This is a genomic window from Brevundimonas sp. Bb-A, from assembly GCF_009394735.1.
GTDB lineage: Bacteria > Pseudomonadota > Alphaproteobacteria > Caulobacterales > Caulobacteraceae > Brevundimonas > Brevundimonas aurantiaca.
Genome location: NZ_CP045456.1, coordinates 2,484,930 through 2,510,757 on the forward strand (window position 1 = coordinate 2,484,930; position 25,828 = coordinate 2,510,757).

Genomic DNA, 25,828 nt, shown 5'->3' on the forward strand with positions numbered 1-25,828 from the left:
GGTGGGTTAGGATTCCCTTGCGAAAGTCCTAGCCATGGGTCCAGCCGGCGCGCCCCGGCGTCAGGGGCCGGCCGCCGTAGGAGACCGTGACCCCGGCGCCGACCCGCACCTCGCCCAGCAGGGTCAGGCGAACCCGCCGCCGGTCGGCCTCTCGGCGCAGCGTCTCCACCAGCCGGGCGGGGGCGGTGAAGACGATCTGGTAGTCGTCGCCCCCGGTCGCCAGATCCTCCAGCGCCGCCTGAGGATCGACGCGGGCCTCGAACCAGGCCCTGGCGGCCGCCGACAGGGGCAGGCTGTCCAGCTTCAGGTCGATCGCGACGCCGCTGGCGCCGGCGATATGCTTCAGATCGGCGATCAGCCCGTCGGAGACGTCGGCCGCCGCAGTGGCATGGGCGGCGATCACCTCGGCGAAATCCTGCTGAGGCGTCGGCTGGCGATAATGGTCGATCAGAAAGGCCAGCCGCTCGGGATCGAGCGTCAACTGACCCCGCGCCGCCTGAAGCCCCAGGAGGCCGTCGCCGATCGTGCCGGTCACGAAGACCATATCCCCCGCCTCGGCTCCGGCGCGCGACACCGCCCCCCCGGCCGGCACCCAGCCCAGGGCGGTCAGGGAGAAGGCGGCCGGACCCGGTGTCCTGACCGTGTCCCCGCCCATCAGAAAGACGCCGAAGCGCGCCTGATCCTGGGCCAGGCCCGCGGCGAAGGCCTCGCGCTCCGGCCAGCCGCAACGTTCGGACCAGGCGCAGGCCAGCAGATAGCCGAAGGCTTCAGCCCCCTTGGCCGCCAGGTCCGACAGGTTCACACGCAGCAGCTTTCTGGCCACCGTATCCAGGGGGTCGTCGGGCAGGAAATGGACGCCTTCGACGATGGCGTCCTTGGTCAGGACCAGATCATAGCCGGGCCGGGACGGCAGGACCGCCACATCATCGACCAGCCCCCTGCCCCACTCCGGATGGGCCAGGGGCCGCAGCAGCGTCTCGATCGTCTCGAACTCGCCCGCGACGTCGAGCGCGGGCATCAGCGGCGGACGTCTCTGGCGACGCCGTCCAGAGCAGCGTTGACGAACCGGGCCTCGGCGTCGTCGAAGAAGGCCTTGGCCAGTTCGACATATTCGTCGATCACCACTTCGCGCGGCGTCTCCGGATGTTTGATCAGTTCCCAGGCGCCCGAGCGCAGCAGGGCGCGCAGGGTGGCGTCGATCCGCTCCAACCGCCAGTTGGACGCCAGCCGGGCCTTGATCGCCGCGTCGATCTCGCGCTGGCTTTCGATCACACCGCGCACGATGTCGGCGAAATAGGCTTCATCCGCCTCGGCCAGGGCCTCGCCCTCGATGTCGGCGTCAAAGCGGAAGTTGGAGAATTCGGTGATCACCGTCTCCACCCCCTCGCCCGCCAGCTCCATCTGGTACAGGGCCTGGACGGCGGCGAGGCGCGACACGGTGCGCGCCCGGCGCTGTTTGGAGCTCAGATGGGGCTCGGCCCGCTGTTTCTCGGCTTCGGCCAGTTGTTCGAGGACGGCCTTGACGCTGTTCGGTTCAGTCATGCGCCGAGGCCTAGCCGCAACCGCTTCTTCAATGCAATGAGGTCCAGACAGGCTTTGGCCGCTCCACCGCCCTTATCCCCTTCGGAAAGCCGCGCCCGGGCCCAGGCCTGATGCTCGTCCTCGGTCGTCAGAATGCCGTTGCCGACGATCAGCCCCTTGACGCCCAGGGCCATCAGCCCGGCCGCCGACTGGTCCGAGACGATCTCGAAATGATAGGTCTCGCCGCGGATCACGCAGCCCAGGGCCACATAGCCGTCATAACGCGGCGCGGTCGGGAACCGCCCGGCCTCCTCGGCCATGGCGATCACCGCCGGGATCTCCAGGGCGCCCGGCACGGTGACGACGTCGAATGCGGCGCCGCGCGCCTTCAGCGTCTCCTTGGCGCCCTCCAGCAGGGCGTCGGCCAGTTCGTCGTAGAAGCGCGCCTCGACGATCAGAATACGGGGTGCGTCGGTCACGCCTTGTCTTCTCCATCCATATCGCGCCAGCCGACGATGCGCAGGCCATAGCCTTCCAGCGCCGTCGGTTCAGGTCTCGTCGAACTCATCACGATCATATCCTTGACGCCCAGGTCCAGCAGGATCTGCGCCCCCACGCCATAGGCCCGCAGCGACCGATCCACCGCGGCCGGCTTGTCCACCCCCGCCAGACGTTCCGCCAGCGAGTTCAGGGCCGGGTCGCGCAGGAAGACGACGACGCCCGGACCGTCATGCTCGGTGATCTGCTTCAGGGCCTTGGGCACATAGTCCTGGCGCGCCTCGACATGGCCCAGCAGGTCGCAGGCGAAGTCCACCTGGTGCATCCGCACCAGGGTCGGTTTGGACGGGTCGATCCGACCATGGACCAGGGCGACGTGTTCCGCCCCCTCGATCGTATTCTTATAGAGCATCAAGCGGAACGGCCCGCCGTGAACACTCTCGAACGGCGTATCCATGATCCGTTCGACGAACCGCTCGGTGCGGCGGCGATAGGCGATCAGGTCGGCGATGGTGCCGATCTTCAGCCCGTGCAGCTGGGCGAAGGCGACCAGATCCGGCATCCGCGCCATCTCGCCGTCGTCCTTGATGATCTCGCAGATCACCGCCGCCGGGGTCAGGCCGGCCATGCGGCTGATGTCGACGGAAGCCTCGGTATGGCCGGCGCGGACCAGCACCCCGCCGTCACGCGCCACCAGGGGAAAGATGTGGCCGGGCGAGACGATGTCGTCCATGCCCTTCGAGGCGTCGGTCGCCACCTGGATGGTCCGCGACCGGTCGGCCGCCGAAATACCCGTCGTCACGCCTTCCTTGGCCTCGATCGAGACGGTGAAGGCGGTCTTCATGCTCTCGCGATTGTCGGCGGCCATCGGCGGCAGCCGCAGCTGCTGCGCCCGCTCGGCCGTCAGGGCCAGGCAGACCAGACCGCGGGCCTGTTTGATCATGAAGTTGATCTGATCCGGGGTGGCGAACTGGGCGGGGATGATGATGTCCCCCTCGTTCTCGCGATCCTCGGCGTCCACCAGGATGTAGGGACGGCCGTTGCGGGCGTCCTCCAATATGTCCTCGATGGGACTGATCGGGCTGTCGTTCATGTTCGCGGCCAGCATCTGGCGTTCCTTCGGCATCAGGCCGTCTCCTGCCACCGCGCCAGGTAGCGCGCCAGCATGTCGATCTCGAGATTGACCGGATCGCCGACCTTCAGGCGGCCCAGGGTCGTCACTTCCCACGTATGCGGAATGATATTCAACGAAAAGACCCGGTCTTGCACGGCGTTGACCGTCAGCGACACCCCATCCACCGTGATCGACCCCTTGGCGGCGATATAGCGGTGCAGCGGCGCCGGGGCCTCGACCTCGATCCGGTGCGAGCCCCCTTCGGGCGTGATGGAGACGACCCGGCCCAGGCCGTCGACGTGACCCGAGACGACGTGCCCCCCCATCTCGTCGCCCAGGCGCGCAGCCCGTTCCAGATTGACGCCGTCGCCGGCCTTCCAGCCGCCCAGCGTCGTCTTGGACAGGGTCTCGTTCGACACCTCGACGGCGAACCAGTCTGGGCCCTTCTCCGTCACGGTCAGGCAGCAGCCCGCATGGCTGATTGAGGCGCCCAGGTCGATGGAGGCCACGTCCCAGGCGGTCTCAATCTCATAGCGGCGGTCGCGCGCGGTCTCGCGAACGTCGCGGACGCGGCCGATGTCGGTGACGATGCCTGTGAACATGAGACGACCGGTCCCCCTTCGGACCCGAAAAATACAATCTAATGTGTCCAGATCGTCTGAAACAGTCCGATCCGGACACCGAAAAACAGTGTCCAAAGTGTCCGATCTGTCCGATCGCCGTCAGATGCGGGCGTAGCTTTCCCACAGGTCGTCCCCGGCGGGCCGGACATCCAGGCGTCGGAAGTTGGGGGCCTCGGCCAGCTTTGCAAGGGCCAGGGAAGCCACGCACGGCCGCCCCTCCCCGCCCAACAGGATCGGCGCCCGGAACCATTCCAGACGATCCACCGCCCCCGCGCGCAGAAAGGCGGCGGCCACCTGGCCTCCGCCCTCGATCAGGACCGAGGCGACGCCGACCGCCTTCAGCGCCTTCAGCACGGCCGGCACGGCGGGGCGTCCGTCCTGTGTCTCGACCTGCCGCACCTCGGCGCTTCCGACCGGACGGGGCGCGACGGCGGTCAGGATCAGACTGTTCGGCCCCGCCAGTTTGGCCGTCTCCGGGGTTCTGAGCCGGCTGTCCAACACCACCCGCAGCGGCTGATCGACGCTGCGGCCCGGCAGGCGGGCGGTCAGTTCGGGGTCGTCGTGGAGCACGGTCTCGACCCCCACCAGAATGGCGTCATGGGCGGCCCGCAGCCTGTGCCCTTCCAGCCGGGCCGCCTCGCCGGTGATCCAGCGGCTTTCGCCCGAGGCCGTGGCGATGCGGCCGTCCAGCGAGGTGGCCAGCTTCAGGGTGACGCGCATCAGCTCTTGCCGGACGGCTCGTCAAAGCCTTCATCGCCCAGGAATTTGGCGAAGTCGCCCGTGTGCCGAAAGTCCTTATAGACCGAGGCGTAGCGGACATAGGCCACCTCATCCACGCCCTTCAGCGCCTTCATGATGAAGTCGCCGACGACGCTGGAAGCGATTTCAGTCTCGCCCAGGCTTTCAAGCTGGCGGACGATCCGATTGACCATCTGTTCGACCTGTTCGGCCTGGACCGGGCGTTTGCGCAGGGCCACGCCCAGCGACCGCTCCAGCTTGTCCCGGTCGAACGGGGTGCGCCGACCGTTGCGTTTCAGGATCACCAGTTCGCGCAGCTGGACCCGCTCGAAGGTGGTGAAGCGCCCGTTGCAGTTCGGACAGGACCGCCGCCGTCGGATCGCCGAGCCGTCGTCCGACGGCCGGCTGTCCTTAACCTGGGTGTCCTGATGACCGCAGAAGGGGCACTTCATCGGTCAGATCATCCGTAGATGGGGAAGCGGTTCGTCAGTTCGCGCACCTGGGCCGCCACGCCCGCGACCACGGCCGGATCAGCCTCGTCCCCGCCGTTCATCGAGGAGACGACGTCGGCGATCCAGTGACCGATCTGCTTGAACTCCTCCTCGCCGAAGCCCCGCGTGGTGCCCGCCGGCGTGCCCAGGCGAACGCCCGAGGTGACGGTGAAGGGCGCCGTGTCGAACGGCACGCCGTTCTTGTTGCAGGTCATCAGCGCCTTTTCGAGCTCGTGTTCGGTCGCCTTGCCGGTCACGCCCTTGGGCCGCAGATCGACCAGCATCAGATGGCTGTCGGTGCCGCCCGAGACGATGGCCAGGCCGCGCTCGACCAGGACGCCGGCCAGGGCCTGGGCGTTCTTGACCACCTGCTGGGCGTACAGCTTGAACTCGGGCTGCAGCGCCTCGCCGAAGGCCACGGCCTTGGCCGCGATCACATGCTCCAGCGGCCCGCCCTGGAGGCCCGGGAAGACGGCCGAGTTGATCTTCTTGCCCAGTTCGACGTCGTTGGACAGGATCATGCCGCCGCGCGGCCCGCGCAGGGTCTTGTGCGTCGTCGTGGTCACGACATGGGCGTGCGGGATCGGATCGGGATAGACGCCCCCGGCGACCAGACCCGCATAGTGGGCCATGTCCACCATCAGATAGGCGCCGACGCTGTCGGCGATCTCGCGGAACCGCTTGAAGTCGATGTGGCGGCTGTAGGCCGAGGCGCCGGCCAGGATCAGCTTGGGCTTCTCGCGCTCGGCCATTTCGGCCACATGGTCATAGTCGATCAGATGGGTGTCTTCGGTGACCTTGTAGGTCACCGGGCGGAACCACTTGCCCGACTGGTTCGCCGGCGACCCGTGGGTCAGGTGCCCGCCGCAGGCCAGGTCCATGCCCAGAAAGGTGTCGCCCGGCTGCAAGAGCGTAAAGAAGACCGCCTGGTTGGCCTGGGCGCCCGAGTGGGGCTGCACATTGGCGAAGGCCGCGCCGAACAGCTTTTTCGCCCGTTCGCGCGCCAGATCCTCGGTCACGTCCACATATTCGCAGCCGCCGTAGTAGCGGCGCCCCGGATACCCCTCGGCGTATTTGTTCGTCAGAACCGAGCCTTGGGCGTCCAGCACCGCCTGGGAGACGATGTTCTCGGACGCGATCAGCTCGATCTGCTCCTTCTGCCGGCCCAACTCCCCTTGAATGCCCTTGAAGACGTCCGGATCGGCGTCGGCCAGGGTCTTGGTGAAATAGGCGTCATGGGTGAAGGCGGTCACGTCGGAATCCCCGCATCTGAGAAGGCCGCCTATCTAGTCCCCAGCGGAGCGAACCACAATATCTTGTGTCCCAGCCGCCCATTCACGCCGCAGCAGGCCGTAGACCAGCATGTCGCACAGGCCCTTGTGCGTGGTTTCATGCTCCCGCAACCGTCCTTCCAAGGAAAAGCCCAGGCGCTCGGCCAAGCCGGCGGACGGCCGGTTGTCCGCATCGATCTCCGCATAGATCCGACGGCACGACGGATCGGTGAAGAGATGGGACACCAGGGCCGTCATGCACTCCCGCGCCACGCCCTGCCCCTGGCGGTCGACGACGGTGACATAGCCGACCTCCAGAACGCCCTCGTCGCGTCCTGGAAAGGCGACGTAGCGTCCAGCGACCGCGCCGGTTTCGCGGTCCACCGCCGTCCAGCTTCGGCCCGGCCAGGTCGGATCGACCAGCCAATCGGCCAGATCGGCCTCGCTACGGAAGGCGGGTCGCGACATATACAGACACTGGTCGTCGCGCGAGAGGGTTGGAAACAGCGCCGCCGCGTCCTCGCGGACCAACGGCCGCATCAGGAAGCGGGGCGTATGAAGGGTGGGCGTCGGGCGCATGCCGCCGCTATAGGGTCAAGAGAGCGGCTGCGCTATCGCCCAGCCTCCAAAGCTCGCCTCAGCTTGGCGATCGCCACCCGCTCGACGGCCTTGGGTTCGTTCGCCGGCCCCATGGCGCTGACCTCGCGGCCGGTCGCGACGTGGATGGCCGAGCATTTGACATAGGGACCGTTGCGGACGAACTCGACGATGATCTCGCCGAGGTCGTCGCCGGTCGTCATGCGGCGACGGGCCGGCGCGCCACGTTGCAGTGGGAGAAGAGCTTGTCCATCGCCTGGACCAGATGATCCATCATCGCGTCCGTATGGTTGGGCGAGGGCGTGAAGCGCAGGCGCTCGGTCCCCTTGGGCACGGTCGGATAGTTGATCGGCTGAACATAGACGCCGAAGTCTTCCAGCAGCATGTCCGAGATCATCTTGCAGTGGACCGGATCGCCGACATGAACCGGGACGATGTGGCTCTCGGACTCCATCACCGGAATACCGACGGCGGCGAAACGGGCCTTCAGGGTCGCCGCGCGTTCCTGATGGCGTTCGCGCAGTTCGGGATGGGCCTTCAGATGGCGCACCGAGGCCAGGGCCCCCGCCGTCAGGGCCGGCGGCAGGCTGGTGGTGAAGATGAAGCCCGAGGCCCAGCTGCGCACCGCATCCACGATCACGGCGTCGGCGGCGATATAGCCGCCCATGACGCCCACGGCCTTGCCCAGGGTGCATTCGATGATGTCGATCTGGTCCAGCACCCCGTCCCGCTCGGCGACGCCGGCGCCGGTCGCGCCGTACAGGCCCACGGCGTGGACCTCGTCCAGATAGGTCAAGGCGCCGTACTGGCGCGCCAGGGCGATGGTGCCGGCCAGGTCGGCGATGTCGCCGTCCATCGAATAGACGCTCTCGAAGGCGATCAGCTTGGGCGCCTCGACCGGGGCGGCGGCCAGGAGCTGCTCCAGATGCGCCAGGTCGTTGTGGCGGAAAATGTGACGTTCACCGCCGCCGTGACGGATGCCCTCGATCATCGAGGCGTGGTTCAGAGCGTCGGAGAAGATGATCAGGCCCGGCAGGATCTTCTGCAGGGTCGACAGGGTCGCCTCATTGCCGACATAGCCGGAGGTGAACAGCAGGGCCGCCTCCTTCTGATGCCAGTCGGCCAGTTCGCTCTCCAGATCCACAGCCGAGCGGGTGGTGCCCGAGATGTTGCGCGTGCCGCCGGCGCCCGCGCCGGTCGCCGCGATCTCGTCCTGCATGGCCTTCAGCACGTCCGGATGCTGGCCCATGCCCAGATAGTCGTTCGAGCACCAGATCACGACGTCCTGTTCGGACCCGTCTTCCCGACGGCGCACCGCCTGGGGAAAGGCGCCGCTCACCCGCTTCAGATCGGCGAAGACGCGATACCGGCCTTCGCTGCGCACCTGCTCCACCGAGCTTTCAAAGGCGGCTTTATAGTCGAACACGATAGTCGTTCTTTCGCTTATGGCGTGTCTGACGGTTTATTTGCGCCCGACGGCCTGGCTTGTCCATGTCTTCCGTATGGACAAATCGCCCAAGCCCTTAATTGATAACGCTTCTCAGAACGAAGGCGTCAGCTCGTCTCCAGCTCGGTATGCTGCCCAGGATCAGCCTGCGCCGGACCCGTCTTGACTGAATCCCTTGTCTCGCCGCGCGGGCTCGTTCTGGTGAAGATACACCGCAAGCGTGTCCCAGGGCGGCGTGACGGATGCTTGAGTGAGAAGGCGGCCGATCTCGCCTCTGTGATAGCCGGCGTGCAGCGAGACATGAACCAGCATCTCCTCACGCGTCATCGAGCCGCGGTCGCCGTCAGTGAAGGTGAAGGCGACGGGCTCGATCCGAGCTTCGGCAGACAGAGCATCCACATAGTCGATGTACCACTGGTCGGTCGCTGCAACGGCCTCCCTCAACTGGCCGAGCGGCAACGCCGTTTCGAAATTTGTAGAGGTGAAGCCGTGCGTCTCTCCTTGCAGATGTCCTGCGAAAATCCGGCTCACAACGTGAAGGTGGCCGATGAGTCGCCGCGCGATCAGCAATTCCGCCTCCCATTGCACAGCATCAAGAGCGTCCAGTTTGTCAAACAGCTCCTGATTGGCCCAGGCAGAATAGCGAACCAACATCTGCAGCATATTTCCCATTGTCAGGCCTTACTTTGCTGGTGACGAATGCGAGCAATCCGCACACATTTTCAGAAGGAGCGGCGTTCCTGTCTATTCGCATTGAAAATCCGCAAGCGGCGACCCGCAAAACCCCGCGTCAGGCGCGCTCGCGCGCCACGGTCGATGCCATCATCGAAGCCGGTGCTCGCATTCTCAGCGATGACGGATGGGCGGGGTTCACGACGAACCGCGTCGCTGAGAGGGCCGGCGTCAGCATCGGCTCGCTTTACCAGTATTTTGAGGACAAGTTTTCACTGGTCGACGCCATCCGTCAGACCCATCTGGAAAACGGTATGCAAGCGATGCGAAGGGTTCGTGCCGTAGGATTGACGCCACATGAACTGGCGGTCCGGATCGTCGCAGCGAGGATCGAAGCCCATTCCATTCATCCTGGCCTTCATCCCGTCCTACTTCAAGAGATCCCGACAGCGAGGGCACGCCGCAACCCGGAGAGCGACTATGAAGTCGCCTACCTGTCGTTATACGCGAAAATCGTGGCGGACTTCCGCAGCAGACAGGGTAGTCCTGCTGACGCGGTTGCGGGGCGTGTCCTCTCGGACGCCGTTGACGGCGTGATCCACAATGCGGCGAGTCGCAGCGCCCTCGACGACGAGCGGATGCGCGAGGAGTTGATCCGCTTGATCGCGCTCTATCTATCACCTGGAACTGATTTGCCGTGAAAGGCTGCCTTGTCCAGAGGCGCCTTCCTGGATTCAAGGCTGTCACCCTCACCCCATTGCTGTAGCCCCGCATCACGGACCTCAAGGCGGCGTGGGATCCGCCGCGCGTAAGACAGTCGCCCAAAGCAAAACGGCCCCCGGATTTCTCCGAGGGCCGTTCTTTTTGTAGCCTACGCTCGCCTCGCGGAGGCTCGCCGCTTGAGGTCGAAGCGCTCAAGAAGCGAGCGACCGCTCGCGCGCGTTAGCGCACTAAGAGGCTTACTCGACGATCTTGGCCACGACGCCGGCGCCGACGGTGCGGCCGCCTTCACGGATGGCGAAGCGCAGGCCCTGGTCCATGGCGATCGGGGTGATCAGTTCGACGTTCAGCTCGGCGTTGTCGCCGGGCATGATCATCTCGACGCCTTCCTTCAGCTTCACGATGCCGGTCACGTCGGTCGTGCGGAAGTAGAACTGCGGACGATAGTTGGTGAAGAACGGGGTGTGACGGCCGCCCTCTTCCTTGGTCAGGATGTAGGCCTCGGCCAGGAACTTGGTGTGCGGGGTGATCGAACCCGGCTTGCACAGAACCTGACCGCGCTCGACGTCTTCACGCTTGGTGCCGCGCAGCAGAACGCCGACGTTGTCACCGGCTTGACCCTGATCCAGCAGCTTGCGGAACATTTCCACGCCCGTGCAGGTCGTCTTCTGGACCGGACGGATGCCGACGATCTCGACTTCTTCACCGACCTTGATCACGCCCTTTTCGACGCGGCCGGTCACCACGGTGCCGCGGCCCGAGATCGAGAAGACGTCTTCCACCGGCATCAGGAACGGCAGGTCCACCGGACGCTCAGGCTGCGGGATGTAGCTGTCGACCGTCTCCATCAGCGCCAGGATGCGCTGTTCGCCGATCTCCGGGTTCACGCCGTCGGTCGCGGCCTTGGCCGAGCCCTTGGTGATCGGGATTTCGTCGCCCGGGAACTGGTACGAGCTCAGGAGCTCGCGCACTTCCATCTCGACCAGCTCCAGCAGCTCTTCGTCGTCGACCAGGTCGACCTTGTTCATGAAGACCACCAGGGCCGGCACGCCGACCTGACGGGCCAGCAGGATGTGCTCGCGCGTCTGCGGCATCGGGCCGTCCGCGGCCGAAACCACCAGGATCGCGCCGTCCATCTGCGCCGCGCCGGTGATCATGTTCTTCACATAGTCGGCGTGGCCGGGGCAGTCGACGTGCGCATAGTGACGGTTCGCCGTCTCATATTCCACGTGCGCCGTGTTGATCGTGATGCCGCGCGCCTTCTCTTCCGGCGCGGCGTCGATGTCGGCGTAGTTCATCGCCTTGGCGCCGCCGGCCTTCGCCAGCGTCATCGTGATCGCCGCCGTCAGCGTCGTCTTGCCGTGGTCAACGTGACCGATCGTGCCGATGTTGCAGTGCGGCTTCGTGCGTTCGAACTTTTCCTTGGCCATTCTCTAGCTCCTAGGTCCCCGAACCGGGGGTTCCTGCAGTCTGGGGGTTAAGGGCGCCCGGTTTGGGACCGGGCGCTTTTAGGTGCGCTTTTCCGAAAGGAAAAGCTTAGGCGTACTTCTTGATCACTTCGTCGGCGACGTGCTGCGGCACCGGCTCATAGTGGTCGTACTGCATGGTGAACTGGGCGCGCCCCTGCGACATGCCGCGCAGCGTGTTCACATAGCCGAACATGTTGGCCAGCGGCACGAAGGCGTTCACGACAGTGGCGTTGCCGCGCATGTCCTGACCCTGGATCATGCCGCGACGGCCGTTCAGGTCGCCGATGACCGAACCCAGATACTCTTCCGGGGTCACGACCTCAACGGCCATGATCGGCTCCAGCAGCTTGGGTCCGCCCTTCTCGCGCAGCTCCTTGAAGGCGGCGCGAGCGGCGATTTCGAACGCCAGGACCGAGGAGTCGACGTCGTGGAAGGCGCCGTCCACCAGGGTGGCCTTGACGTCGATGACCGGGAAGCCGGCCAGCAGGCCGTTGTCCTTGGCGGACTTCAGGCCCTTTTCGACGCCCGGGATATATTCCTTGGGCACCGCGCCGCCGACGATGGCGGATTCGAAGACGAAGTCCGTACCCGGCTCGCCCGGCTCGAACACCAGTTTGACGCGGGCGAACTGGCCCGTACCGCCGGTCTGCTTCTTGTGGGTGTAGTCGATCTCGGCCTTGCGGCTGATGGACTCGCGATAGGCCACCTGCGGCGCGCCGATATTGGCCTCGACCTTATAGGTGCGCTTCAGGATGTCGATCTTGATGTCAAGGTGCAGCTCGCCCATGCCCTTCAGGATCGTCTGGCCCGACTCGTGGTCGGTCGAGACGGTGAAGGACGGGTCTTCCGAGGCCAGCTTGGCCAGGGCGACGCCCAGCTTCTCCTGGTCGGCCTTGGACTTGGGCTCGACGGCGATCTCGATCACCGGGGCCGGGAATTCCATCCGCTCCAGGATGACCGGCGACTTGATCGGGTCGCACAGGGTGTCGCCGGTGCGGGTGTCCTTCAGGCCGGCCAGGGCGACGATGTCGCCGGCGTAGGCTTCCTTGATGTCCTCGCGGTTGTTGGAGTGCATCAGCAGCATGCGGCCGACGCGTTCCTTCTTGTCGCGGGTCGAGTTCAAGAGGCCCATGCCGGTTTCCATCTTGCCGGAATACAGGCGGCAGAAGGTCAGCGAGCCGACGAAGGGATCGTCCATGATCTTGAACGCCAGAACCGACAGGGGCTCGTCGTCGGACGCCTTGCGCTCGACCTCGGCCTCGGTCTTGTAGTCGATGCCCTTGGTCGGGGGGATGTCCACCGGCGACGGCAGATAGTCGACGACGGCGTCCAGCAGGGTCTGCACGCCCTTGTTCTTGAAGGCCGAGCCGCAGAGGATCGGGTAGAAGGCGCCGGTCAGAACGGCCTTACGGATGCACTTCTTGATGGTCTCTTCCGAAGGCTCGTTGCCTTCGAGGTAGGCTTCCATGGCCTCATCGTCCAATTCGACGGCGTTGTCGATCAGGTACTGACGGGCCTCGACGGCCTTGTCCATCAGGTCGGCGGGGATCTCTTGATCTTCGTACGACGCGCCCAGCCCGTCATTGTCCCAGACAACCGCCTTCATGCGGACCAGGTCCACCAGGCCCTTCAGAGCCGACTCGGCGCCGATCGGGAACTGGATCGGCACGGCCTTGGCGCCCAGACGGTCGCGGATCGACTCGACCGACTTGTCGAAGTCGGCGCCGATCTTGTCCATCTTGTTGACGAAGACGATGCGCGGCACGCGGTACTTGTCGGCCTGGCGCCAGACGGTTTCGGTCTGCGGTTCGACGCCGGCGTTGCCGTCCAGAACGGTCACGGCGCCGTCGAGGACGCGCAGCGAACGCTCGACCTCGATGGTGAAGTCCACGTGGCCGGGGGTGTCGATGATGTTGAGGCGCTTTTCTTTCCAGAAGGCGGTCGTCGCGGCCGACGTGATGGTGATGCCGCGCTCCTGCTCCTGGTCCATCCAGTCCATGGTGGCGGCGCCGTCGTGGACTTCGCCGATCTTATGCGACTTACCCGTGTAGTACAGGATCCGCTCGGTCGTCGTCGTCTTGCCCGCGTCGATGTGGGCCATGATGCCGAAGTTGCGGTAGTCTTCGATTTTATGCGTGCGGGGCATTAGAGCGTCCCTTGAGGGCTTCGGACGCAGATGCGCCCTTCGAAATGTCGGATATGACGGCGCGGGCGATTTAGCTGAAACCGCCCGCGCCGGATAGTCTTAGATAGGAACCGCCCCATACCTTCGAAAGGGAGACGGTTTTAAGACATTTACCAGCGGTAATGGCTGAAGGCGCGGTTCGCCTCGGCCATCTTGTGGGTGTCTTCGCGCTTCTTGACCGCGGTGCCGCGGTTGTTCGAGGCGTCCAGCAGCTCGGCGGCCAGCTTCTCGGTCATGGTGTTCTCGCCGCGCTTGCGGGCGGCGTTGACCAGCCAGCGGATGGCCAGGGCGCGACGACGGTCGGGACGAACCTCGACCGGCACCTGATAGGTGGCGCCGCCGACGCGACGCGAGCGGACTTCGACCGCCGGGGCGACGTTGTCCAGGGCGGAGTGGAAGGTCTCGACCGCGGTCTGGTCCTTCTTCTTCTCGGCCAGGATATCGAAGGCGCCGTAGACGATGTTCTCGGCGACGGCCTTCTTACCTTCGTACATGACGTAGTTCATGAACTTGGTGACGACCAGGTCGCCGAACTTGGGATCCGGCAGGACTTCACGTTTCTGGGCGCGGTGACGACGCGACATGGGTTATTCCTCTTGGGGCCCGGCCGACGCCGGGAAGATCTCGAAAAGGCCTCCGGGCGCGACGGCCCGGAAGCGAACGGCTTACTTCGGACGCTTGGCGCCGTAGTGCGAACGGCGCTGCTTGCGGTCCTTGACGCCTTGCGTGTCGAGCACGCCGCGCAGGATGTGGTAGCGAACGCCGGGCAAGTCCTTCACGCGGCCGCCGCGGATCAGAACAACAGAGTGTTCCTGCAGGTTGTGGCCTTCGCCGGGGATGTAGCACACGGCTTCATAGCCGTTCTTGGCCAGACGGACCTTGGCGACCTTACGCAGAGCCGAGTTCGGCTTCTTCGGGGTCGTGGTGTAGACGCGGGTGCAGACGCCGCGACGCTGGGGCGAACCCTCCAGGGCCGGCACCTTGTTGCGGGTGGGCTTGGGCTTGCGCGGCTTGCGGATCAGCTGGTTGATCGTAGGCATTGAGACAGGTCTCGACTTCTATGGGGGGCGTGTGTCTTTCGACCGAGGCGCCCCGCGCCTTCTTTTGTGAACGAGGGACCATTCCCCCGCCCGGGTGTCATCGAGACTGAGTGCGTGACGACCCAAACAGAAAAGCCGGAACGCGCGCTTTGGGCGTTCCGGCGGGCACAGCCCGTCCGTTCGATTGTCACGATCTCAGCGACCGGCGAACCGGCCACGCCTCGAAAGTGGGCGGCTTCTACGCGCCATGGGGGGAAAGGTCAAGGACAGGCCAACTACTGCAGTCTAAAGCGGGATGTGAACCGGACCTTCTGTCCCACCCGGCTCGGATCGGCCTGCACCCGCAGACCTCTTCTGGACATGGCGAGCGCCGCCTCGCCATAGCCCTGGTCGGACGGCTCCTCGGAGATCACCACGCAGTCCGTCAAAGCTCCGCCTTCGGCGAGAACGCATTCAAGCGTCACAGCCCCATCCTCTGAGCCGGGCGTGAAGCTGCGGCCGACGACAGGGGTTCCGTCCGGCAGGGACGCTACCGCCTCGGACGTCGCACAGGCGGCGAGAAGACCGCATATGACGACGACGATCGTATTCTTCATCCGTCCCTCCCCCGAATCCAGATTTCATTATCACCGGGCGGGGCCGGGCTCCACGGCACAGGCGGCGTCTGTCTGCGCCTCCATATAGGTCCGCTCGAAACAGCGGGACAGCCATGACAGGTTCCGGCCATTGTACCGGTCGCCTTCGTTGGGTGAGGTTCGCAACGTCTCAAGACGCGCGTCCAGCAGTCCCCGATCCTTGACCAGGAACCCATACAACCCCTCGACATAGGCGTTCCAGTCCAAGGCGATTTCGGCGGCCGTGCGCTGATCCGACCGCCGCGCTCCGCCCAGCGCCAGTGCGGCGCCCGCTTCGTCTCCGGCAAAGGCCAGATAGCGCGCCATGTGTAGGTGGGAGATGGCCGATTCCCGCACCCCCAACAGCGGCCCACGCGTCAGATACTCCCGACTGGCCTCGGCCGCTCGCCGGTAGCACCCCAGATCGGCGTACCACATCGGACTGCCGGGCTTGTCCGTCGAGAACTCAAAATCCTCCCAGTCGCGCTCGGCGTTGGCCTCATTGGGGACGGCCGGACAAGTCTCCAGGTCGTCGACAGGGGCCGGCCTGGCGACCTGCGAGCTTGCCTGAAGATACAAGACCAGGACCAACAGTATCGACATCAGCCGCCCCTCCCTCGGAGCCTCATCACACAGCCATGACGCGAACAAGTCAAACCAGCGCCTGAATCCAGCCATCCTTGCGGTCGAGCTTTGCGTTGAACGGTCAGGGGACGGGCATGGGGGCGACGGGCAGGATCGGCTGGGCGGGCGCGACCGCCGCCGCTCTCAGCGTCAACGTCCTGGTCATAGCCCTGCTGTCGATGGAGCACCGGCGAGAGCGGACGCCGCGCTCACGGGCTGCCGAACCGGTTTTGTATCTCGATATCGAGCCACGCGCCTCCTTGCCGAGGGATCGGTCCGTTCGGACGTCTCGCAGGCTCGGCCGTGCGCCCTCTCCTGTTGAACGTCCGGCCGCCGTTTCGCCCACGACCTCCAACCAGACGAAGGAGGCTGGGGTTTCCGTCGCGGCCGGCGCGCCCATCGATGAAGGCTGGCGCGTCACGATCGGCGTCGGGCGTCCCAGCGACAGTTTCGCGTCCTGCGACGCGCCGCATCGTCTGTCCGTCGAAGGACGTCGTCGATGCGAGGACCGGTGGATGCGCCTGGGCCAGGAGGTCCGTTCCATCGCCGGCTCGAGCGACGCCGAACGGGACGCGGTCTTCGCGCGCCAGGGCGCCAGACGCCTGGCGGCATGGGAGGCGAAGCGCGCTGAGCCGTCGCGGGGCGACCCGCCTTGCGAAAGTCCCAATCCCGTGGCCGGTTGCGAAGGGGTCAACATCAGCGTTGAGCTATTCTCCACACGCGACGGCGTCCTGCCCAACCTCAGAAAGCGCCGCCAATGAGCGTGTCCGCCCAGCCTCGTCCACCGTTCCAGCGTCCCGACTGGCGCAAGGCGGGTCTGGCCGCGTTGGCCGCCGCCATCAACATCGCCCTGATCGCCGCCCTGTCCGTCACGGCGCTGGGGATCGACGGGGAAGACTTCGCCGCCGAGCCGCCGCCGATCTATCTGGACATCGAGCCGCGCCCCCTGCTGCCCGATGAACGCCCTCGCATTCCCAGCATGGCCACGCCGGACGTCGCACCCGCAGCGGCTCCGACAGCCTCGTCTTCCCCGTCGGTTCGACCTCCCGCTGCGGAGGCCCAGGCCGTTCCCCGCCCTGCCCCCCTGCGTCCCCGCCTCGCCGCCCCGACGCCGCCGGGCGCGCCGCCGCCGGCCGACGTCTGGCGGGTCGATCCTTCAAACCGCAGCGGGGCCATGGCCCGCACCCTGCGCCAGGGCCTGCCGGGCTGCGCCTCGCCCGATCTGCTGAACGAGATGGAGCGTCAGCATTGCCGCAATGAGTTCGCCCGAAGGGGCGAGAACGCGGCGCCCATCACCGGCTCGGGCAACCCCGAGCGCGACGCCCGCTTCGCCCGTCAAGGCGCCCGGCGTCTGGCCGAGTGGGAGCAGTTGCGCCGTCCCCTGTCCGGCGGGGTGGGCGTGGTCGGGCCAGCGGACTGTGTCGGCTCGAACTTCGGCACGGGTTGCGCCGGCGCGCATCTCGGTCCCGTCCCCGGCGTAGACATGCAACAAGGCGCCCGGACGCCCATCAACCCCGGCGAACAGCGCCCGCAAGGCTTCTCCGCCAGCATTGGGGGGCTCAGGATCGGCGGCAAGGACGACTAAGAAAAGGGCGGCCCCGTCGCCGGCGCCGCCCCTCTTCAGTTCATCACATCCGAACCCGGAGATCAGCCTTCGCTGCTCTCCAGTTCCAGTTGCAGATCGGCCGGCAGCGGCTCGATCGCATCTTCGCGGGCCTGGGTCAGTTCGGCGTCGCGCTCGTTGGCGATCTTCTGCAGCGAGCGCAGATAGGCGCCCGTACCGGCCGGGATCAGACGGCCGACGATGACGTTCTCCTTCAGGCCTTCCAGCAAGTCCTTCTTGCCGTGGACCGAAGCCTCGGTGAGGACGCGCGTGGTCTCCTGGAAGGAGGCCGCCGAGATGAAGCTGCGGGTCTGCAGCGACGCCTTGGTGATGCCCAAGAGGACCGGCTGGGTGACGGCCGGACGACCGCCGCGCTTCTCGACCTTGGCGTTCTCCAGAGCCGCCTCGGCCACCTCGACGGTGTCGCCGCGGATCAGGGTGGTTTCACCGGCGTCGATCACCTCGACCTTCTGCAGCATCTGACGCACGATGACTTCGATGTGCTTGTCGTTGATCGGCACGCCCTGCAGTCGATAGACCTCCTGCACCTCGTTCACCAGATACTCGGCCAGAGCCTCGACGCCCTGGATGCGCAGCAGATCGTGCGGATCCGGATTGCCGTCGATGATGTAGTCGCCCTTCTGGATCAGATCGCCGTCGTGGACGGAGATGTGCTTGCCCTTCGGGATCAGGAACTCGACGGGTTCGCCCTGGACGCCGTCGGCGTTGGGCTCCGGCGTGATCTTGATGCGGCGCTTGTTCTTGTAGTCGCGACCGAACTCCACGCGACCGTCCATCTCGGCGATGACGGCGCAGTCCTTCGGACGACGGGCTTCGAACAGTTCGGCCACGCGCGGCAGACCGCCGGTGATGTCGCGGGTCTTGGCGCCTTCGGTCGGAACGCGGGCGATGATCTCGCCCGGCTTGACCTCGTCGCCGTTCGCCACGGACAGAACCGCGCCGACGGGCAGCAGATAGCGGGCGTCGGAGCCCGACGACAGCTTGGCGTAGGCGTCGCCCAGGGTGATGCCCATGGCCGGACGCAGGTCCGAACCGCGCGGGCTGGCTCGCCAGTCGCTGACGACGCGCTGGGCGATGCCGGTGGCTTCGTCGGTCTCTTCCTTGACCGACAGGCCCTCGACCAGGTCCTCGAAGCGCACCACGCCGCCGACTTCCGTCAGGATCGGGGTGGTGTAGGGGTCCCACTCGGCCAGGCGTTGGCCCTTCTTGACCGGATCGCCGTCCTTGACGCGGATGCGGGCGCCGTAAGGCGCCTTGTGCGTCTCGCGGTCCTTGCCGTCCACGACCACGGTCACGATGACGTTGCGGCTCATCGCCACCAGGTCGCCGTGGGCCGCGACGACGGTCGGGCCGGTGACCTTGGCCGTACCGGCGTTGGTCGCCTCCATGAAGGAGGTTTCCGCCACCTGGGCCGTGCCGCCGATGTGGAAGGTCCGCATGGTCAGCTGGGTGCCGGGCTCGCCGATCGACTGGGCGGCGATGACGCCGACCGCTTCGCCGATGTTGACGTTGGTGCCGCGCGCCAGGTCACGGCCGTAGCAGTGGGCGCAGATGCCGGCCTCGGCTTCGCAGGTCAGGGCCGAACGCACCTTCACCGACTGGACGCCGGCGGCTTCGATGGCCTCGACCACCTCTTCCACCAGATAGGTGTCGGCGGGGAACAGGACGGTGTCCGTACCCGGCTCCTTGATGTCCTCGGCCGCATAACGGCCCAGGATACGGGCACCCAGAGAGACCAGGACGTCGCCGCCCTCCATCACCGCGCGCAGGGTGATGCCGCGCGTCGAGCCGCAGTCCTGTTCGGTGACGATCGAGTCCTGCGCCACGTCCACCAGACGGCGGGTCAGATAGCCCGAGTTGGCGGTCTTCAGCGCGGTGTCGGCCAGACCCTTACGGGCGCCGTGGGTCGAGTTGAAGTATTCAAGGACGGTCAGGCCTTCCTTGAAGTTCGAGGTGATCGGCGTCTCGATGATCTCGCCGGAGGGCTTGGCCATCAGGCCGCGCATGCCGCCCAGCTGCTTCATCTGGGCCTGCGAACCCCGGGCGCCGGAGTTGGCCATCATATAGACCGAGTTGATGTCGGGGTTTTCGCCCTCGATCAGCACGCGCGGCTGCGCGATCTCGCCCATCATGGCGTCGGCGATCCGGTCCGTGGCCTTGGCCCAGGCGTCGACGACCTTGTTGTACTTCTCGCCGCGCGTGATCAGGCCGTCGGCGTACTGTTGTTCGTACTCCTCGACCTGGGTGCGGGTTTCGGCGACCAGCTCGGCCTTCTTCGCCGGAATGACGATGTCGTCCTTGCCGAAGGAGATGCCCGCCTTGGCGGCCTCGCGGAAGCCCAGGCCCATCATCTGGTCGGCGAAGATGACCGTCGCCTTCTGACCGCAGTGGCGATAGACCACGTCGATCAGGTTCCCGATCTCCTTCTTGGTCAGGTTCTTCTCGAGCAGGCGATAGCCGACGTTCGGGTTGCGCGGCAGCAGGGCGGCCAGCTTCATCCGGCCCGGCGTGGTGTCGATGACCTTGGTCACCTCCTTGCCCTCGGCGTCCAGCTCGGTCCAGCGCGCCTTGATGCGGCTGTGCAGGGTCACGACCTTGGCGTCCAGCGCCGCGTCGATCTCGCCGATGTTGGCGAACAGCTTGCCTTCACCCGGCTCGCCGTCCTTGACCAGCGACAGGTAGTACAGGCCCAGGACGATGTCCTGCGACGGCACGATGATCGGCTTGCCGTTGGCGGGCGACAGGATGTTGTTGGTCGACATCATCAGGACGCGCGCTTCCAACTGGGCCTCAAGGCTCAGCGGGACGTGAACGGCCATCTGGTCGCCGTCGAAGTCGGCGTTGAAGGCGGTGCAGACCAGGGGGTGCAGGCGGATGGCCTTGCCCTCAATCAGCTTGGGCTCGAACGCCTGGATGCCCAGACGGTGCAGCGTCGGCGCGCGGTTCAGCAGAACCGGGTGCTCGCGGATCACCTCGTCCAGGATGTCCCAGACGGCGGGTTGCTCGCGCTCGACCATGCGCTTGGACTGTTTGACGGTGCCCGACAGGCCCTTGGCGTCCAGACGCGCGTAGATGAAGGGCTTGAACAGCTCCAGCGCCATCTTCTTGGGCAGACCGCACTCGTGCAGCTTCAGTTCCGGACCCACGGTGATCACCGAACGGCCCGAATAGTCGACGCGCTTGCCCAGCAGGTTCTGACGGAAGCGGCCCTGCTTGCCCTTCAGCATGTCGGCCAGCGACTTGAGGGGCCGCTTGTTGGCGCCCGTGATCACGCGGCCGCGACGGCCGTTGTCGAACAGGGCGTCGACCGACTCCTGCAGCATCCGCTTTTCGTTACGGATGATGATGTCCGGCGCCCGCAGCTCCATCAGGCGCTTCAGACGGTTGTTCCGGTTGATGACCCGGCGATACAGGTCGTTCAGGTCGGAGGTCGCGAAACGACCGCCGTCCAGCGGCACCAGCGGGCGCAGTTCAGGCGGGATGACCGGCACGATGGTCAGGATCATCCACTCGGGCTTGTTGCCCGATTCCAGGAAGGCCTCGATCAGCTTCAGGCGTTTGGACGCCTTCTTGGCCTTCATTTCCGACGGATTGTCGGCCAGTTCGGCGCGGTGCTTTTCGGCTTCCGCGTTCAGGTCGATGCCCATCAGCAGGTTGCGGACGGCCTCGGCGCCGATCTCGGCGGTGAAGCCGTCGTCGCCGTATTCTTCCTGGTAGCGATAGAACTCGTCTTCCGTCAGCAGCTGGTTCTGCTTCAGCGGGGTCAGGCCCGGCTCGGTGACGATGTAGTTCTCGAAGTACAGGACGCGCTCGACGTCCTTCAGCGCCATGTCCAGCATCAGCGAGATGCGGCTGGGCAGCGACTTCAGGAACCAGATGTGGGCCACCGGCGCGGCCAGGTCGATGTGGCCCATCCGCTCGCGGCGAACGCGGGCCAGGGTGACCTCGACGCCGCACTTCTCGCAGATGATGCCCTTGTACTTCATGCGCTTGTACTTGCCGCACAGGCATTCGTAGTCCTTGGTCGGGCCAAAGATACGGGCGCAGAACAGGCCGTCACGCTCGGGCTTGAACGTGCGGTAGTTGATGGTTTCCGGCTTCTTGATCTCGCCGAACGACCACGACCGGATCTTCTCCGGCGAGGCCAGGGCGATCTTGATCTGGTCGAAGGTCGGGGTGACCGGGACCGGGTTGAAGATGTTCAGGACTTCCTGGTTCATCTTGGTTTCCTTGCTGCGGTTTGAAACCGCGAAAAACTTAGTGGCGAGTGGCGAGTGGTGAGTGGCGAGTAAGAAGGGGGATCACGGCGCTGAATTTCTTCACTCGCCACTCGCCACTCATTACTCGCCACTCTGAGGCGCTACGCGCCTCAGCTGTTCTCCAGCTCCACGTTCAGACCCAGCGAACGCATTTCCTTGATGAGCACGTTGAAGCTCTCGGGAATGCCGGCCTCGAAGCTGTCGTCGCCGCGGACGATGGCCTCGTAGACCTTGGTCCGGCCGGCCACGTCGTCGGACTTGACCGTCAGCATCTCCTGCAGGGTGTAGGCGGCGCCGTAGGCTTCCAGAGCCCAGACCTCCATTTCCCCGAAGCGCTGACCGCCGAACTGCGCCTTGCCGCCCAGCGGCTGCTGGGTGACCAGCGAGTACGGGCCGATCGAGCGGGCGTGGATCTTGTCGTCGACCAGGTGGTGCAGCTTCAGCATATAGATGTAGCCGACCGTGACCGGACGCTTGAACTGCTCGCCGGTCTGACCGTCGTACAGGATCGACTGGGCCGACTTGTGCAGGCCGGCCTCTTCCAGCAGACGCTCGATGTCGCCGATGTGCGCGCCGTCGAAGACCGGAGTCGCGAAGGGCACGCCCTTTGACAGGTTCTTCGCCAGTTCGATCAGCTCTTCCTCGTCTTCCGGCAGCGGGGTTTCCGGGCCGTAGATTTCGGTCAGACGATCAATCAGCGCCTGCTTCTGACCACCCGCTTGCCAGGCTTCCAGCAGACCGGAGATCTGCTTGCCCAGGCCGGCGGCGGCCCAACCCAGGTGGGTTTCGAAGATCTGGCCGATGTTCATGCGCGACGGCACGCCCAGCGGGTTCAGAACCACGTCCACGTGGGTGCCGTCCTCCAGGTGCGGCATGTCCTCGATCGGCAGGATCTTGGAGATGACGCCCTTGTTGCCGTGACGGCCGGCCATCTTGTCGCCGGGCTGAAGCTTGCGCTTCACGGCCACGAAGACCTTAACCATCTTCATCACGCCGGGGGGCAGTTCGTCGCCGCGTTGCAGCTTCTCGACCTTGTCTTCGAAACGACGGTCCAGTTGCTTACGCGCGTCCTCGAACTGGCGCTTCATCGCCTCCAGCTCGCCCATGGCCTTTTCGTCGTCCAGGGCGATCTGCCACCACAGGCCGCGGCTGACCTCGGCCAGCTTCTCTTCGGTCAGCTCGCCGCGGCCGATGCCCTTCGGACCCGACACGGCGGTCTTGCCCAGCAGCAGCGGCTTCAGACGGCCGTAGACGTTGCGCTCCAGGATCTTGAGCTCGTCGTCGCGGTCCTTGCCCAGGCGTTCGATCTCGGCGCGTTCGATGGCCAGGGCGCGTTCGTCCTTGTCCACGCCGTGACGGTTGAAGACGCGGACGTCGACGATGGTGCCGGCGACGCCGGGCGGCAGGCGCAGGGAGGTGTCGCGCACGTCCGAAGCCTTCTCGCCGAAGATGGCGCGCAGCAGCTTCTCTTCCGGGGTCATCGGGCTTTCGCCCTTCGGCGTCACCTTGCCGACCAGGATGTCGCCGGGCTGGACCTCGGCGCCGATGGCCACGATGCCCGCCTCGTCGAGGTTGCGCAGGGCTTCCTCGCCGACGTTGGGGATGTCGCGGGTGATTTCTTCCGGCCCGAGCTTCGTATCCCGCGCCATCACCTCGAACTCCTCGAGGTGAATGGAGGTGAAGACGTCGTCGCGCACGATGCGCTCGGAGATCAGGATGGAGTCTTCGAAGTTGTAGCCGTTCCAGGGCATGAAGGCGACCAGGGCGTTGCGTCCCAGGGCCAGTTCGCCCAGGTCCGTCGACGGACCGTCGGCGATCACGTCGCCGGCCTTCACCGCATCGCCCACGCGCACGATCGGGCGCTGGTTGATGCAGGTCGACTGGTTCGAGCGCTGGAACTTCGACAGGCGATAGATGTCGACGCCCGAGCGGGCGGCGTCCACCTCGCCGGTGACGCGCACGACGATCCGGGTGCCGTCGATCTGTTCGACGACGCCGTCACGACGGGCCACCACCACGGCGCCGGAGTCCACGGCCACGACCGCTTCCATGCCGGTGCCGACCAGGGGCGCGTCCGACTGCACCAGCGGCACGGCCTGACGTTGCATGTTCGCGCCCATCAGTGCGCGGTTGGCGTCGTCGTTTTCGAGGAACGGGATCAGGGCGGCGGCGACCGAAACGACCTGTTTCGGCGACACGTCCATCATGTCCACCGCGTCCTTGTTCAGGAGCTGGGATTCGCCGTTGATCCGGCCGGGGACCAGGTCCTCGACGATCACCCCGTCCTTCAGTTCGATGTTCGCCTGGGCGATCGTGTACTTCGACTCCTCCATGGCGGAGATGTAGACCACCTCACCCTGGGCCTTGCCGTCCTTCACGCGGCGGTACGGGCTCTCGATGAAGCCGTACTTGTTGACGCGGGCGTGGGTGGCCAGGGAGTTGATCAGGCCGATGTTCGGGCCTTCCGGCGTTTCGATCGGGCAGATGCGGCCATAGTGGGTCGGGTGGACGTCGCGGACTTCGAAGCCCGCGCGCTCACGCGTCAGACCGCCCGGGCCAAGCGCCGACAGGCGACGCTTGTGGGTGATTTCCGACAGCGGGTTCGTCTGGTCCATGAACTGCGACAGCTGCGACGAGCCGAAGAATTCGCGAACCGCCGCGGCGGCCGGCTTGGCGTTGATCAGGTCGTGCGGCATGACCGTGTCGATATCGACCGAGGACATGCGCTCCTTGATGGCGCGCTCCATCCGCAGCAGGCCGACGCGGTACTGGTTCTCCAGCAGCTCGCCGACCGAACGGACCCGGCGGTTGCCCAGGTTGTCGATATCGTCGATCTCGCCGCGGCCGTCCTTCAGCCCGACCAGGATCTGCAACACCTTCAGCACGTCCTCCTTGCGCAGGACGCGGATCTCGTCGGACACCTCGGGGGTCTCCAGACGCATGTTCATCTTGACCCGGCCCACGGCCGACAGGTCGTAGCGCTCGCTGTCGAAGAACAGCGAGTTGAACATGGCTTCGGCGGCTTCCGGGGTGGGCGGCTCGCCCGGACGCATCACGCGATAGACGTCGAACAGGGCGTCTTCGCGGTTGTCGTTCTTGTCGATGCGCAGGGTGTTGCGCATATAGGCGCCGACCGTGACGTGGTCGATGTCCAGCACCTCGATGGTGGTGAAGCCGTTCTCTTCCAGCACCGCGATAGTGGCGGCGTCCAGCTCGTCCCCGGCCTCGGCGAAGATTTCGCCGGTCTCGAAGTTGACGGCGTCGTTCGCCAGATACTTGGTCACCAGGGCGTCGGCGGCCAGCGACAGCGACTTGACCGTTTCACCCAGCTTCTTGGCGGCGCGGGCGCTGATCTTCTGGCCGGCCTGTGCCACCACTTCGCCGGTGTCGGCGTCGATCAGGTCGAACTCCGGCTTCACCCCGCGCCAGCGCTCGGCCTTGTACGGCGTGACCCAGCCCTCGCCGCGCTTCTCGTAGGGCACGGTCTCGTAGAAGGTCTTCAGGATTTCTTCGCCGTCCATGCCCAGACCCATCAGGAAGGTCGTGGCCGGCAGCTTGCGGCGGCGGTCGATGCGGACATAGACCACGTCCTTGGCGTCGAACTCGAAGTCCAGCCAGGAGCCGCGGTAGGGGATGACGCGCGCGGCGAACAGCAGCTTGCCCGAGCTGTGCGTCTTGCCCTTGTCGTGGTCGAAGAAGACGCCCGGCGAACGGTGCATCTGCGAGACGATCACGCGCTCGGTGCCGTTGACGATGAAGGTGCCCTTGTCCGTCATGAGCGGGATGTCGCCCATGTAGACGTCCTGCTCCTTGATGTCCTTGACCGAACGGGCTCCCGTTTCCTCGTCGGTCTCAAAGACGATCAGACGCAGCTTGACCTTCAGCGGCGCGGCATAGGTCATGTCGCGCTGAATGCACTCTTCGACGTCGTACTTAGGATCCTCGAACTCGTAGGAAACGTACTCGAGGATGGCGCGTTCGTTGAAGTCCTTGATCGGGAACACCGACTTGAAGACCGCCTCGATGCCCTGCTCCTTGCGCTGGCCCGGACGGACCTCGCGTTGCAGGAACTGTTCGTAGGAGGCGCGCTGGACCTCGATCAGGTTCGGCATCTGCACCGCTTCGGGAATACGTCCGAAGGATTTGCGGATGCGCTTCTTGCCGGTGAACGAAGTGGCGGAAGCGATCTGACCGTTGATGGCGAGATCGTGGGCGACGTCAGTCATTCAGTGTTTCCCATGGCGCGCGACCCGGGGAAGTCGCGCGCGAAATGCAGCAGCCACGGTGCGCGTTTCCGCGTCCGCAGCCAGGTTTTCGGCGC

General features: G+C 65.7%; 23 protein-coding genes. 3 read left to right on the forward strand and 20 right to left on the reverse strand.

The genetic code is table 11. From position 1 onward, the window contains the following. Positions 1-28: 28 nt before the first annotated feature. The 12 genes from thiL to BSP_RS12230 form a co-directional block, all read right to left on the reverse strand. Positions 29-1,018: a thiamine-phosphate kinase gene (gene thiL, locus BSP_RS12175; protein WP_152950519.1), complete on the reverse strand. Its 990-nt coding sequence runs from the start codon at positions 1,016-1,018 to the stop codon at positions 29-31. Next, positions 1,018-1,542, reverse strand: coding sequence for a transcription antitermination factor NusB (gene nusB / locus BSP_RS12180; protein WP_152950520.1), 525 nt, complete (start codon positions 1,540-1,542; stop codon positions 1,018-1,020). Before nusB ends, thiL begins: the two co-directional genes overlap by 1 nt. Then, positions 1,539-2,000, reverse strand: coding sequence for a 6,7-dimethyl-8-ribityllumazine synthase (ribH, locus tag BSP_RS12185; RefSeq protein WP_152950521.1), 462 nt, complete (start codon positions 1,998-2,000; stop codon positions 1,539-1,541). Before ribH ends, nusB begins: the two co-directional genes overlap by 4 nt. Then, entirely contained in the window at positions 1,997-3,145 is a 1,149-nt protein-coding gene (gene ribB, locus BSP_RS12190; RefSeq protein WP_224762204.1) for a 3,4-dihydroxy-2-butanone-4-phosphate synthase, read from the reverse strand. Before ribB ends, ribH begins: the two co-directional genes overlap by 4 nt. Continuing rightward, complete coding sequence (locus BSP_RS12195) at positions 3,145-3,735, reverse strand: riboflavin synthase (RefSeq protein WP_054765972.1); 591 nt, start codon at positions 3,733-3,735, stop codon at positions 3,145-3,147. Before BSP_RS12195 ends, ribB begins: the two co-directional genes overlap by 1 nt. A gap of 120 nt (positions 3,736-3,855) precedes the next feature. Further along, positions 3,856-4,476: a RibD family protein gene (locus tag BSP_RS12200; RefSeq protein ID WP_152950522.1), complete on the reverse strand. Its 621-nt coding sequence runs from the start codon at positions 4,474-4,476 to the stop codon at positions 3,856-3,858. Then, positions 4,476-4,946: a transcriptional regulator NrdR gene (nrdR, locus tag BSP_RS12205; protein WP_054765974.1), complete on the reverse strand. Its 471-nt coding sequence runs from the start codon at positions 4,944-4,946 to the stop codon at positions 4,476-4,478. The genes BSP_RS12200 and nrdR overlap by 1 nt, the downstream gene beginning before the upstream one ends. Positions 4,947-4,954: 8 nt before the next feature. Further along, complete coding sequence (gene glyA, locus BSP_RS12210) at positions 4,955-6,238, reverse strand: serine hydroxymethyltransferase (protein WP_152950523.1); 1,284 nt, start codon at positions 6,236-6,238, stop codon at positions 4,955-4,957. Between the two features lie 33 nt (positions 6,239-6,271). After that, positions 6,272-6,835, reverse strand: coding sequence for a GNAT family N-acetyltransferase (locus BSP_RS12215; protein WP_054765976.1), 564 nt, complete (start codon positions 6,833-6,835; stop codon positions 6,272-6,274). A gap of 32 nt (positions 6,836-6,867) precedes the next feature. Beyond that, complete coding sequence (locus BSP_RS12220) at positions 6,868-7,056, reverse strand: hypothetical protein (RefSeq protein ID WP_054765977.1); 189 nt, start codon at positions 7,054-7,056, stop codon at positions 6,868-6,870. After that, a complete protein-coding gene (gene hemA, locus BSP_RS12225) occupies positions 7,053-8,279 on the reverse strand; it encodes a 5-aminolevulinate synthase (RefSeq protein WP_054765978.1) in 1,227 nt (408 codons plus the stop codon). The genes BSP_RS12220 and hemA overlap by 4 nt, the downstream gene beginning before the upstream one ends. 162 nt (positions 8,280-8,441) lie before the next feature. Next, positions 8,442-8,963, reverse strand: coding sequence for a DinB family protein (locus tag BSP_RS12230; RefSeq protein ID WP_197273304.1), 522 nt, complete (start codon positions 8,961-8,963; stop codon positions 8,442-8,444). Between the two features lie 29 nt (positions 8,964-8,992). Between BSP_RS12230 and BSP_RS12235 the strand changes: the two genes are divergently transcribed. After that, positions 8,993-9,673 carry a TetR/AcrR family transcriptional regulator gene (locus BSP_RS12235; protein WP_227976113.1) on the forward strand — a complete coding sequence of 227 codons (681 nt, stop codon included), beginning with the start codon at positions 8,993-8,995 and terminating at the stop codon, positions 9,671-9,673. 258 nt (positions 9,674-9,931) lie between these two features. Here the strand turns inward: BSP_RS12235 and tuf are convergent, their stop codons facing one another. From tuf to BSP_RS12265, 6 genes are all read right to left on the reverse strand, one after another. Continuing rightward, positions 9,932-11,122: an elongation factor Tu gene (gene tuf / locus BSP_RS12240; RefSeq protein ID WP_152950524.1), complete on the reverse strand. Its 1,191-nt coding sequence runs from the start codon at positions 11,120-11,122 to the stop codon at positions 9,932-9,934. A 106-nt stretch (positions 11,123-11,228) separates the two neighbouring features. Next, on the reverse strand, positions 11,229-13,307 hold the full coding sequence (fusA, locus tag BSP_RS12245; protein ID WP_152950525.1) for an elongation factor G: 2,079 nt from the start codon (positions 13,305-13,307) through the stop codon (positions 11,229-11,231). A gap of 149 nt (positions 13,308-13,456) precedes the next feature. Further along, the gene (rpsG, locus tag BSP_RS12250) at positions 13,457-13,930 is read right to left on the reverse strand and encodes a 30S ribosomal protein S7 (protein WP_054765982.1); all 474 of its coding nucleotides are present in this window, start codon (positions 13,928-13,930) and stop codon (positions 13,457-13,459) included. An 81-nt stretch (positions 13,931-14,011) separates the two neighbouring features. Then, entirely contained in the window at positions 14,012-14,386 is a 375-nt protein-coding gene (gene rpsL / locus BSP_RS12255) for a 30S ribosomal protein S12 (RefSeq protein WP_008260482.1), read from the reverse strand. Positions 14,387-14,661: 275 nt separating this feature from the next. After that, a complete protein-coding gene (locus BSP_RS12260) occupies positions 14,662-14,982 on the reverse strand; it encodes an energy transducer TonB (protein WP_152950526.1) in 321 nt (106 codons plus the stop codon). 30 nt (positions 14,983-15,012) lie between these two features. Beyond that, positions 15,013-15,603: a hypothetical protein gene (locus BSP_RS12265; protein WP_152950527.1), complete on the reverse strand. Its 591-nt coding sequence runs from the start codon at positions 15,601-15,603 to the stop codon at positions 15,013-15,015. A gap of 116 nt (positions 15,604-15,719) precedes the next feature. Between BSP_RS12265 and BSP_RS12270 the strand changes: the two genes are divergently transcribed. Together BSP_RS12270 and BSP_RS12275 are read left to right on the forward strand one after the other, a co-directional pair. After that, entirely contained in the window at positions 15,720-16,385 is a 666-nt protein-coding gene (locus tag BSP_RS12270) for a hypothetical protein (RefSeq protein WP_152950528.1), read from the forward strand. Beyond that, positions 16,382-17,209, forward strand: a complete 828-nt coding sequence (locus BSP_RS12275; protein ID WP_152950529.1) for a hypothetical protein — start codon at positions 16,382-16,384, stop codon at positions 17,207-17,209. Before BSP_RS12270 ends, BSP_RS12275 begins: the two co-directional genes overlap by 4 nt. Positions 17,210-17,271: 62 nt before the next feature. On the opposite strand, the gene rpoC is transcribed toward BSP_RS12275, so the two are convergent. Beyond that, entirely contained in the window at positions 17,272-21,468 is a 4,197-nt protein-coding gene (gene rpoC, locus BSP_RS12280) for a DNA-directed RNA polymerase subunit beta' (RefSeq protein WP_152950530.1), read from the reverse strand. Between the two features lie 149 nt (positions 21,469-21,617). Further along, the gene (rpoB, locus tag BSP_RS12285) at positions 21,618-25,733 is read right to left on the reverse strand and encodes a DNA-directed RNA polymerase subunit beta (RefSeq protein WP_152950531.1); all 4,116 of its coding nucleotides are present in this window, start codon (positions 25,731-25,733) and stop codon (positions 21,618-21,620) included. Positions 25,734-25,828: the final 95 nt, after the last annotated feature.

Coding starts and splice junctions, on each gene's coding strand:
- rpoC (WP_152950530.1), bottom strand. CDS start 21,468: ATGAACCAGGAAGTCCTGAACATCTTCAACCCGGTCCCGGTCACCCCG.
- BSP_RS12220 (WP_054765977.1), bottom strand. CDS start 7,056: ATGACGACCGGCGACGACCTCGGCGAGATCATCGTCGAGTTCGTCCGC.
- thiL (WP_152950519.1), bottom strand. CDS start 1,018: ATGCCCGCGCTCGACGTCGCGGGCGAGTTCGAGACGATCGAGACGCTG.
- rpsG (WP_054765982.1), bottom strand. CDS start 13,930: ATGTCGCGTCGTCACCGCGCCCAGAAACGTGAAGTCCTGCCGGATCCC.
- nusB (WP_152950520.1), bottom strand. CDS start 1,542: ATGACTGAACCGAACAGCGTCAAGGCCGTCCTCGAACAACTGGCCGAA.
- rpoB (WP_152950531.1), bottom strand. CDS start 25,733: ATGACTGACGTCGCCCACGATCTCGCCATCAACGGTCAGATCGCTTCC.
- rpsL (WP_008260482.1), bottom strand. CDS start 14,386: ATGCCTACGATCAACCAGCTGATCCGCAAGCCGCGCAAGCCCAAGCCC.
- ribB (WP_224762204.1), bottom strand. CDS start 3,145: ATGCCGAAGGAACGCCAGATGCTGGCCGCGAACATGAACGACAGCCCG.
- BSP_RS12215 (WP_054765976.1), bottom strand. CDS start 6,835: ATGCGCCCGACGCCCACCCTTCATACGCCCCGCTTCCTGATGCGGCCG.
- BSP_RS12200 (WP_152950522.1), bottom strand. CDS start 4,476: ATGCGCGTCACCCTGAAGCTGGCCACCTCGCTGGACGGCCGCATCGCC.
- BSP_RS12260 (WP_152950526.1), bottom strand. CDS start 14,982: ATGAAGAATACGATCGTCGTCGTCATATGCGGTCTTCTCGCCGCCTGT.
- nrdR (WP_054765974.1), bottom strand. CDS start 4,946: ATGAAGTGCCCCTTCTGCGGTCATCAGGACACCCAGGTTAAGGACAGC.
- fusA (WP_152950525.1), bottom strand. CDS start 13,307: ATGCCCCGCACGCATAAAATCGAAGACTACCGCAACTTCGGCATCATG.
- BSP_RS12275 (WP_152950529.1), top strand. CDS start 16,382: ATGAGCGTGTCCGCCCAGCCTCGTCCACCGTTCCAGCGTCCCGACTGG.
- BSP_RS12265 (WP_152950527.1), bottom strand. CDS start 15,603: ATGTCGATACTGTTGGTCCTGGTCTTGTATCTTCAGGCAAGCTCGCAG.
- BSP_RS12270 (WP_152950528.1), top strand. CDS start 15,720: ATGGGGGCGACGGGCAGGATCGGCTGGGCGGGCGCGACCGCCGCCGCT.
- BSP_RS12230 (WP_197273304.1), bottom strand. CDS start 8,963: ATGCTGCAGATGTTGGTTCGCTATTCTGCCTGGGCCAATCAGGAGCTG.
- tuf (WP_152950524.1), bottom strand. CDS start 11,122: ATGGCCAAGGAAAAGTTCGAACGCACGAAGCCGCACTGCAACATCGGC.
- BSP_RS12195 (WP_054765972.1), bottom strand. CDS start 3,735: ATGTTCACAGGCATCGTCACCGACATCGGCCGCGTCCGCGACGTTCGC.